The following is a 9216-nucleotide window of genomic DNA, read 5'->3' on the forward strand; positions in this document are numbered from 1 at the left end:
CGACGCCGCGCCCCCGCTCACGACGCGGTCGAGCCTGCTCGCGCAGATCGCCGCCTCTCCTCAGGTGCCGCCGGTCGAGGCATCCGTCGCCGCCGCGGCGCTGGAGCAGGGCGAGGCCGTCCCGATCCCGCAGCGGGCCGCCCCGGTCCGACCCGACGCGCCCATGGTGGAACCTGCGCCGACGACGACCACGATCCAGGCGGTGTCGCGGCGCAACTGGACGCGAGCGGTCGTCGGCCTCGCGGGAGCGCTGGTCGTTCTGGTCGGCCTCGGATACGCGGCCGCGACGATCAACGAGGCCATCACCCGCCCGCCTACGCTCGCCGCGCTCGACGAGATCGAGGCGGCTCCCGATGACGTGTCGGCGACCGTCGAGCTGGGGGAGGGCGGATCGGCGACAGCGCACTGGGCGCCGTCGCTCGGCGAAGCCGTGCTGGTGACGGCCGACCTCCCCGACATCGGCGAGGACGAGACGCTGGAGATCTGGTGGGTCCAGGAGGGCGACTATGCCTCGGCGGGCACGTTCGACCCGGGGCCGGACGGCTCGGCGACGGTGAAGCTCGACGGCCGGTGGCAGGAGGGCGCCGTCATCGCGGTGACGGTCGAGCCGGCGGGCGGGTCGCCGGAGGGGGCGCCGACGAAGCTCCCGATCTTCGAGATCCCGACGCAGTAGGCCGCGCGGCCGTACCGCGCGGTTGCGGCTAACGTGGTGCCGTGGCATCTGCCCCGCACTCCCTCCGGGCCCTCGCGCACCTGCGACGCGCCCGCGATCTCATCGACCGCGACTATGCGCTGCCCCTCGACGTGCCGACCATGGCCGCGAGAGCGCTCATGTCGCCGGCCCACTTCTCACGCGAGTTCAAGGCCGCGTACGGCGAGACCCCGTACGCGTACTTGATGACCCGGCGCATCGAGCGCGCGATGGCGCTGCTGCGCAACGGCGCGACGGTGACGGATGCCTGCGTCGCGGTAGGCGCGACATCGCTCGGGTCGTTCAGCTCGACGTTCACCGAGATCGTCGGCGAGACCCCGAGCGCCTATCGATCCCGTCCGCACGACGCGGCCGAGGTGATGCCCCTGTGCATCGCGAAGATCCTGACGCGCCCGACCCGCTACGCCTGACCGACGGTCCCACGCCTACTCCACGCGCCGCTGGCGCGTCGCGCGGAGCCTCCGGCGCGTGGGCCCCGCCGTGAACCGAGCAGGATCGGAGAAGCACGGCGCACGCAGGCCCCCTAGCGTGGATGCCATGACCAGCATCGCTCTCGCATACAGTCCCATCACCGTCGACGACGTCGACGCCGCGATCCCGTTCTACCGCGACGGTCTCGGCCTCGAGATCGTCAACGACGTCTCGTACGACGGCCACCGGTGGGTGAGCTTCGGGTTCGCGGGGCAGCCCGGCCTGTCGCTCGTCGTGTCGGACCCGATCGCGGGCCGCTCGCCTGAAGACGGCGACGCCCTCCAGCGCCTCATCGTGAAGGGATCGGGCCCTGGGCCCTATGTGTTCACCACCGACGATCTCGACGCCGCCTTCGAGCGCCTGCGGGCATTCGGCGCGGAGGTGCTCCAGGAGCCGATCGAGCAGGGCTGGGGAGCCAAGGACTGCGCATTCCGCGATCCGTCCGGCAACCACATCCGCATCAACCAGGGCTGAGCGGCCGCTCGCATGTGCCTTCCGTGGGCCGCTGCCCCCGTCCGGCCGGCTCCCGTGCTCGTGGCGGCCGGTAGCCTGGAGCAGGTGAGCGAGGAATCCAGGGAGTTCCACAAGCCCGTCCGCCGGCCGGCCGAGCTCTTCGACCGGCGGTACTCGGCCGAGGATCCCGCCGAGGTGTCGCGGGTCGCCCACTCGACCGCGCACGCACTGCTCGCGCGTGTCCGCACCGACCCCGACTCCGGGGTGGTCGACCGCCTCGTCGCCTTCACCGACGAGCACGGCATCGACGACATCGCGGAGCTGTGGTCGCGGTCGCCCGCCAAGACGCTGCCGGGCGCCCTGTGGCGGCTGTATCTGCTGCAGCTCATGATCCACGACGATCCGCGCACCGCCGCGCTCCTGTACGAGCGCGGCCGCGCCGAGCTCGCGTCAGCCGACGAGGTCGTGGCGGGCGCGCCGTCGCCGGCGGGCCCGGACGAGCTCGTCGCTCTCGTCGACACGATCATGCGCGGGCTGTTCGAGGGGGACTTCGCCGTCGCCCTCGAGCGCGCCGCGGCGTTCTGCCGCATCCAGGCCTCCGGCGCGACGCACGTCGCCGACGATTACGAGGCCACCGAGCCAGAGCGGGCGTCGTCGTTCACGACGCGCGCGCTGCGGCTCTCGGACTACGCCGCCGACCTCGCCGCGTCGGCCGGCCTGTGGCGCCGCGACGCCTTGACCTGACACCCGGCAGGGCACGATTCGTGCCTCGGTCACGTCGCCGCCTGTGGACGCGGGTCCGCGGGCTGCCGGCCACCCACCACATCGGATCCGCAGGTGCGGACGGATGCCGCGACACGCCGTGCTGCGGCATCCGTCACCGGCGTGTCGCCCCGAACCTCCGCAGATGCGGATCCGATTCTGTGGGTGGGCGAGCGGTAACGCCAGCTCCTCCCCAGCCGCCGCGCCGCACGAGCCATCCACGAATCGCGACGGAGCAGCGACGACCGGATGCCGCGTTCGCCAGCATGGGCGGATGTGCACTGATCAGGCTCCCACGGTGTTCTCGTTCCAAGAGCTGAGCGCGTCCGGGTTCACCCGGGCGTCGATCTCGGCGCGGCTCAGCGAGGGGGCGCTGTTCAAGCTGCGTCGCGGAGTGTATGCGTCGGACCGCGCGTGCGACGACGTGAGGACAGCGGCTGCGCACGGCAAGACGATCGCGTGCCTGACCGCCGCACGGCATCTCGGGCTGTGGGTGCTGGACGCCGAGGACGAGGTGACTCACGTGTGGCTGCGCGCACACGGGCGCGCGTATCCGCACGCAGGCTGCCGGTGCGTCGCGCACTGGGATGACGGGACGACGAAGGACGCCTTCGGCGTCCCATCGGTGCCGCGGGTGCTCCGGCAGATCCTGCTCTGCCAGGGCGTCGAGGTGTTCTTCGTGGCCCTCGAGTCTGCTCGCCGTCTGGGCATGCTCACACAGGCGGGCATCCGGTGGCTCCGAAGCCGAGTGGGTCCGGAAGCTCGCGACGCCATCGCGTTCTCTCGCGATGACGCGGACAGCGGGCTCGAGTCGGTGCTGCGGTGGAGGCTGCGTCGGCACGGCTTGGCGGTGCGGACCCAGGTGCGGCTCGTCGCGGTCGGCAGAGTGGACTTCGTGATCGGCGAGCGACTGATCGTCGAGGTCGACGGGGCGGCCAATCATGACGGGGACTCCCACCGCCACAAGGACCTCGTCCGCGATGCGAACGCCGCGACCTGGGGGTATGTCACGCTCCGCTTCGACTACGCGATGGTCGTGCACGACTGGGAGACGGTCGAGCTTGCGATCCTCGCCCACATCGATCGAGGGCTGCAGATGGCCGGACGGCGCCGGCGCGGTGAGGCCTGACAGGACATCGGATCCGCAGGTGCGGACGGATGCCGCGACACGCCGTGCTGCGGCATCCGTCACCCGCGCGTCGCCCCGGACCCCCGCAGATGCGGATCCGATTCTGTTCGGTTGCGGCGGCGGGGGAGCCGAGTACGAGAGTGCCGGGCCGCAGAACGCCTCTCGGCGCGAGGCCGCTCGCAGCGGCAGAAGATGGAGCCCGGGGTTACTGCGGCCCGGCCGAACCAGTGTAACCGAGACGAGGGGGCCGGTATTCCCGAGGTCGTAGGCTCGGTGGCATGACCTGGAGTTTCGCGCTCGTGATCGAGCCGGCGGCGTCGGATGATCCCCGCACCGACTTCGCCGGCACCTTCCGCGAGATCGACCCGTCCGCACCCGCCCTCAGCGTCGGAGAGCTGAGCACGCAGCGCGGCGACGGCATCTTCGAGTCGATCGGCGTGGTCGACGGGCACGCGCAGGAGACCCAGGCGCACCTCGAGCGCCTCGCGCACTCCGCCCGCATCTGCGACCTTCCCGCCCCGCACCTCGAGCAGTGGCGGCAGGCCGTCGCCGCGGCGGCCGAGCACTGCCCGCGCGAGGGGGAGGGTGTCATCAAGCTCATCCTGAGCCGCGGCGTCGAGCACGGTCCGGCGCCCACCGCCTGGGTCACTGCGGCCTCGGCGCCCGACAACACGGCGGCGCGCACGCGCGGCATCCGCGTGGTGACGCTCGACCGCGGCTACAGCATCGACACGCCGGCGAGGGCGCCGTGGCTGCTGCTCGGCGCCAAGACCCTGTCGTACGCGGTGAACATGGCGGCGATCCGGGAGGCGCGCCGCCATGGCGCCGACGACGCGATCTTCGTGACCTCTGACGGATTCGTCCTCGAAGCCCCCACAGCCTCGCTCATCCTCCGCGTCGACGGGCGCTTCGTCACGCCGGCGCCGAACGGCGGCATCCTCCACGGCACGACGCAGCTCAGCCTGTTCGCCCACCTCGCCGAGCGCGGGCACGAGATCGCCTACGAGACCGTCCCGATCGCGGCGCTGTCGACGGCGGATGCCGCGTGGCTGGTGTCGAGCGTGCGCCTGGCCGCGCCGATCACCGCGATCGACGGCATCGAGGTCCCGGCGGACGCCGAACTGACGGCATCCATCAACCGCTACCTGCTGAGCCCGCGGGATTGAAGCCGGCGGCGACCTAACCGAAGCGGCCGGAGACGTAGTCCTCGGTCGCCTGCACCGACGGCGTGGTGAAGATCGTCTTCGTGTCGTCGTACTCGATGAGCTTGCCGGGCTTGCCCGTGCCGGCGATGTTGAAGAACGCGGTCTTGTCACTCACGCGCGACGCCTGCTGCATGTTGTGCGTGACGATGACGACGGTGTAGTCGTTCTTCAGCTCGCCGATCAGCTCCTCGATCGCGTATGTCGAGATCGGGTCGAGGGCCGAGCACGGCTCGTCCATGAGGATGACCTCGGGAGACACGGCGATCGCGCGCGCGATGCACAGACGCTGCTGCTGACCGCCCGACAGACCCGAGCCCGGCTTGTCGAGGCGGTCCTTGACCTCGTTCCACAGGTTCGCTCCGCGCAGCGACTTCTCGACGAGCGCGTCGGCGTCGGACCTCGACATCTTCGAGTTGTTCAGCTTCACGCCCGCGAGCACGTTCTCCTTGATCGACATCGTCGGGAACGGGTTGGGGCGCTGGAACACCATGCCCACCTGGCGCCGCACGAGCACCGGGTCGACGTTCGGACCGTAGAGGTTCTCGCCGTCCAGGAGCACCTCTCCCTCGACGCGCGCATTCGGGATGACCTCGTGCATGCGGTTGAGGGTGCGCAGGAACGTCGACTTGCCGCACCCCGACGGGCCGATGAACGCGGTGACGCTACGCGGCTCGATGTCGAGCGCGACGCCCTCGACGGCCAGGAAGTCGCCGTAGTAGACGTTGAGGTCGTTGACTTCGATGCTCTTGGACATGTTCCCTGTCAGTTCAATTTCGGGTGAGGGTGCTCAGCGGCCGAGCTTGGGGGAGAAGACCTTCGCGACGACACGCGCGATGAGGTTCAGCAGCATCACGATGACGATGAGGGCGAGGGCTGCGCTCCACGCTCGGTCGATGTAGGCCTGGGCGGGGATGCCCTGGTTCATGTACTGCGAGTACGCGAACACCGGCAGCGTCATCATGCGCCCGTTGAACAGGTCGTAGTTCATCGACGTGGCGACGCCCGCGGTGAGCAGCAGCGGCGCGGTCTCGCCGATGACGCGCGAGATCGACAGCATGACGCCCGTGGTGATGCCCGCCATCGAGGTCGGCAGCACGACCTTGGCGATCGTGCGCCATTTCGGCACGCCGAGCGCGAGCGACGCCTCGCGCAGCTCGTTCGGCACGAGGCGCAGCATCTCTTCCGTCGAGCGGACCACGACCGGGATCATGAGCACCGACAGCGCGATCGAGCCCATGATGCCCATGCGGATGCCCGGACCGAAGATGAGCGCGAAGACGGCATAGGCGAACAGGCCCGCCACGATCGAGGGGATGCCGGTCATGACGTCCACGAGGAATGTGATGCCCCGCGCCACGCGGTTGCCCGCGCCGTACTCGATGAGGTAGATGGCGGTGAAGATGCCGATCGGGATCGAGATGATCGCGGCGGCGAGCGTGATGAGCAGCGTGCCGATGATGGCGTGCAGCGCGCCGCCGCCTTCGCCGACGACGTTGCGCATCGACGAGGTGAAGAACTCGGCAGACAGACCCGCGACGCCGTTCACGAGCACCGTGACGGCCACCGACACGAGCGGCACCATCGCGATGCCGAACGCGATCGTCACCACCCCCGTGACGAGCCGGTCGGCGCCTTTGCGGCGGCCTTCGACGACGCTCGAGAGCACGGTGACGAGCACGAGGTAGAGGATGGCGCCGACGACGGCCCACCCGGCGAGGTTGAATGCCTCCCCGGCGGCGAGCGCGGGGATCGCGAAGACCGCGGCGCTGATGACGGCGCTCGCGACGAGGATCGCCCACGGGGCCCAGGTCGCCAGCCGCCCGCTCGTGAGACGCGGGCTCTCGCGGACGACCGGCTGCGGTGGCGTCTGCGGGGGAGCGGTGGTCACGGTCATGTCAGTTCGCTCCCGAGAATTCCTTGCGGCGGCTGACGATCCATCGGGCGATGGCGTTGACCGCGAAGGTGACGATGAAGAGGATGAGGCCGGTGGCGATCAGCACGTTGATGTTGACGCCGTACGCCTCGGGGAAGGTCAGAGCGATGTTCGCGGGGATCGTGCCCGGGTTCTCGGACGTGAAGAGCTCGAACGTCACGATGTTGGCGACCGAGAGCACCATGGCGACCGCCATCGTCTCGCCGAGCGCGCGGCCGAGGCCGAGCATCGAAGCCGAGACGATGCCGCTGCGGCCGAACGGGAAGACCGCCATGCGGATCATCTCCCACCGGGTCGCACCGAGGGCGAGCGCGGCCTCCTCATGGAGGACCGGAGTCTGCAGGAAGATCTCGCGGCAGATCGCGGTGATGATCGGGACGACCATCACCGCCAGCACGATCGCGGCGGTGAAGATCGTGCGGCCGGTGCTCGACACCGTGCCGCCGAAGAGCGGGAACCAGCCCGCGTTGGCGTTGAGCCATGCGTAGACCGGCTGGACGGCCGGGGCGAGCACGAGGATGCCCCACAGGCCGAAGACGACGGAAGGCACCGCGGCGAGCAGGTCGACGATGTAGCCGAGACCCTGCGCGAGCCGGCGCGGTGCATAGTGCGAGATGAAGAGGGCGACCGAGACCGCGAGCGGGACGGCCATGAGGAGCGCGAGGAACGACGCCCACACCGTGCCGAAGGCGAGCGGCCAGACGTACTGCCAGAAGTTGCCGCTGAGCAGGCTCGCGTTCTCGCTCGTGGCGGTCAGACCGGGGATCGACTGGACGATGAGGAAGATCGCGACGGCGGCGAGGGTGACGAGGATCATCACACCGGCGCCGAGCGCGGTTCCCGAGAACCAGCGGTCTCCTGGCCGCTGCTTGACCTTGCCCGCGGCCGGGGCGGTCGTCGTGGTCATGGTGTCCTTCTGCTGGTTCGGGTTCTTCGAAGGTGTACCCGGCCCGGTCAGAGGCGACCGGGCCGGGTGGGACGGAATTACTCCGTGACGATCGTGTCGATCGCGGCGTCGACCTGCGCGCGCAGCGTGTCGGAGATCGGCGCCGAGCCGGCGGCCTCGGCGGCCGCGTCCTGGCCATCGGGGCTCGCGACGTACTCGAGGTAGCCCTTGACGATCGGGGCGACCGACGCGTCGACGTACTCCTGGCACGCGATCATGTAGCTGATCAAAACGATCGGGTACACACCGGCCTCGGTCGAGGTGCGCTGCAGCTCGATCGCGAGGTCGGCCTCGCCGCGGCCCTCCTCGAACGGCGATGCGTCGACGATCGCGGCGGCAGCCTCGGGCGAGTACTCGACGAACTCCTCGCCGACCTTGACGGCGGCCGTCGACAGGCCCTCCTCCGCGGCGCGCGACGCGTCGGCGTAGCCGATCGTCCCGTTGCCGCCGGCGACGGCCGACACGACACCCGAGGTGCCCTGCGCGGCCTCACCGCTGGCGAGCGGCCACACGCCGTCGGGCTCCGAGGTCCACACGTCTGGCGCGGCCTGGAACAGGTAGTCGGTGAAGTTCTCGGTGGTGCCCGAGTCGTCGGCGCGATGAACCGGCGTGACGGCGAGGTCCGGCAGCGTCGCGTCCGGGTTGAGCGCGGCGATCGCCGGGTCGTTCCAGTTCGTGATCGTGCCGGCGAACAGACCCGCCATGGTGGCGGCATCGAGGTTGAGCGAGTCGACGCCCTCGACGTTGAAGATGACCGCGATGGGCGAGATGTAGGTCGGGAGCTCGACGATGCCCGAACCTTCGACGCAGGCGTCGAACGGCCCTTCCTCGATCTCTTCGACCGTGAACGCCCGGTCCGAGCCCGCGAACGGGAACGCGCCGGCCTGGAACGACTCGCGGCCCGCGCCGGAGCCGGCGGGGTCGTAGGTGATGGTCACGTCGGGGTTGGCGGTCTGGAAGCCGGCGGTCCAGGCCTGGACCGCGACCTCCTGCGACGAGGCGCCGCCACCGGCGATCTCGCCGGAGAGGTTCGACTCGGGCGCGTCGGTGTTGTCACCGGCGGGGGTCTCGTTCGAGGCGCAGCCGGCGAGGGCGAGGGCCGCGACTGCGGCGACAGCGCCCACCTGGGCGATGCGAGAGATCTTCACTGTGTGAATCCTTCACGTGTCAGGGATGGATGCCCGGATTTCGGGCTTCCGGGTCGAACCCGGTGCGGGGTTCGCACTGAAACGTAGGCGCGGACTCTTAAGAGAGTGGGCTCGGCGGGTGAACGGAAGGTGAACGACCTTCGGCGAGAGCGTGGTCATGTGTGACTCTGTAAAGCTTCCCGTTCACCCGCGGCCGCTACCATGCCCTCCATGGCGAAGACGAGCAAGGCCGAGCGCAAGGCGCAGTCGGCGATCGAGGATGCGACGGCGGCGGCGAAGCAGGCCAAGAGAGCGGCGAAGGAGCTTCCGCCGAAGTCCGCGAGGAGGGTCCGCGAGCTCGCTGCGGACACCCGTGACGCGGCCGACGTCTCGGCGAAGGCCATCCGCAGGAACCCCCAGAAGATCACGCGCCGCGTCGAGCGCGCGGCGGCGAGGCTCGTCGCCGCGACGCGCGCCG

General features: G+C 70.2%; 10 protein-coding genes and 1 pseudogene. 7 read left to right on the top strand and 4 right to left on the bottom strand.

Going from position 1 to position 9216, the window contains the following annotated elements; translation table 11 throughout:
* The 6 genes from EIO58_RS07635 to EIO58_RS07660 form a co-directional block, all read left to right on the top strand.
* Positions 1 to 673 (top strand): anti-sigma factor (locus EIO58_RS07635; protein WP_164861581.1); only part of this gene is annotated, 673 nt, incomplete at its 5' end.
* A 41-nt stretch (positions 674 to 714) separates the two neighbouring features.
* Positions 715 to 1122, top strand: a complete 408-nt coding sequence (locus tag EIO58_RS07640) for a helix-turn-helix transcriptional regulator (protein WP_127819027.1) — start codon at positions 715 to 717, stop codon at positions 1120 to 1122.
* A 127-nt stretch (positions 1123 to 1249) separates the two neighbouring features.
* Positions 1250 to 1657 (top strand): VOC family protein, encoded by a 408-nt coding sequence (locus EIO58_RS07645; RefSeq protein WP_127819028.1) that lies wholly within the window; start codon positions 1250 to 1252, stop codon positions 1655 to 1657.
* 84 nt (positions 1658 to 1741) lie between these two features.
* The gene (locus EIO58_RS07650; protein WP_127819029.1) at positions 1742 to 2380 is read left to right on the top strand and encodes a response regulator transcription factor; all 639 of its coding nucleotides are present in this window, start codon (positions 1742 to 1744) and stop codon (positions 2378 to 2380) included.
* Positions 2381 to 2672: 292 nt separating this feature from the next.
* On the top strand, positions 2673 to 3527 hold the full coding sequence (locus tag EIO58_RS07655; protein ID WP_127819030.1) for a type IV toxin-antitoxin system AbiEi family antitoxin domain-containing protein: 855 nt from the start codon (positions 2673 to 2675) through the stop codon (positions 3525 to 3527).
* A 278-nt stretch (positions 3528 to 3805) separates the two neighbouring features.
* Positions 3806 to 4693 carry an aminodeoxychorismate lyase gene (locus EIO58_RS07660; RefSeq protein ID WP_127819031.1) on the top strand — a complete coding sequence of 296 codons (888 nt, stop codon included), beginning with the start codon at positions 3806 to 3808 and terminating at the stop codon, positions 4691 to 4693.
* A gap of 13 nt (positions 4694 to 4706) precedes the next feature.
* Here the strand turns inward: EIO58_RS07660 and pstB are convergent, their stop codons facing one another.
* From pstB to pstS, 4 genes are all read right to left on the bottom strand, one after another.
* The gene (gene pstB / locus EIO58_RS07665) at positions 4707 to 5486 is read right to left on the bottom strand and encodes a phosphate ABC transporter ATP-binding protein PstB (RefSeq protein ID WP_127819032.1); all 780 of its coding nucleotides are present in this window, start codon (positions 5484 to 5486) and stop codon (positions 4707 to 4709) included.
* 33 nt (positions 5487 to 5519) lie between these two features.
* Positions 5520 to 6626, bottom strand: a complete 1107-nt coding sequence (pstA, locus tag EIO58_RS07670) for a phosphate ABC transporter permease PstA (RefSeq protein WP_127819033.1) — start codon at positions 6624 to 6626, stop codon at positions 5520 to 5522.
* A 1-nt stretch (position 6627) separates the two neighbouring features.
* Complete coding sequence (pstC, locus tag EIO58_RS07675; protein WP_127819034.1) at positions 6628 to 7572, bottom strand: phosphate ABC transporter permease subunit PstC; 945 nt, start codon at positions 7570 to 7572, stop codon at positions 6628 to 6630.
* A gap of 77 nt (positions 7573 to 7649) precedes the next feature.
* Positions 7650 to 8759, bottom strand: coding sequence for a phosphate ABC transporter substrate-binding protein PstS (gene pstS / locus EIO58_RS07680; protein ID WP_127819035.1), 1110 nt, complete (start codon positions 8757 to 8759; stop codon positions 7650 to 7652).
* Positions 8760 to 8969: 210 nt separating this feature from the next.
* Between pstS and EIO58_RS07685 the strand changes: the two are divergent.
* Positions 8970 to 9216 (top strand): annotated as a pseudogene (locus EIO58_RS07685) (hypothetical protein); the annotation flags it as partial.

It is taken from the genome of Microbacterium sp. CPCC 204701 (assembly GCF_004010105.1).
In the GTDB taxonomy this organism is placed as follows: domain Bacteria; phylum Actinomycetota; class Actinomycetes; order Actinomycetales; family Microbacteriaceae; genus Microbacterium.

What these genes read in the sequence shown, in the direction of transcription:
- EIO58_RS07655 (WP_127819030.1), top strand. Translation starts at nt 2,673, where the DNA reads ATGTGCACTGATCAGGCTCCCACGGTGTTCTCGTTCCAAGAGCTGAGC.
- EIO58_RS07645 (WP_127819028.1), top strand. Translation starts at nt 1,250, where the DNA reads ATGACCAGCATCGCTCTCGCATACAGTCCCATCACCGTCGACGACGTC.
- pstB (WP_127819032.1), bottom strand. Translation starts at nt 5,486, where the DNA reads ATGTCCAAGAGCATCGAAGTCAACGACCTCAACGTCTACTACGGCGAC.
- pstA (WP_127819033.1), bottom strand. Translation starts at nt 6,626, where the DNA reads ATGACCGTGACCACCGCTCCCCCGCAGACGCCACCGCAGCCGGTCGTC.
- pstC (WP_127819034.1), bottom strand. Translation starts at nt 7,572, where the DNA reads ATGACCACGACGACCGCCCCGGCCGCGGGCAAGGTCAAGCAGCGGCCA.
- EIO58_RS07660 (WP_127819031.1), top strand. Translation starts at nt 3,806, where the DNA reads ATGACCTGGAGTTTCGCGCTCGTGATCGAGCCGGCGGCGTCGGATGAT.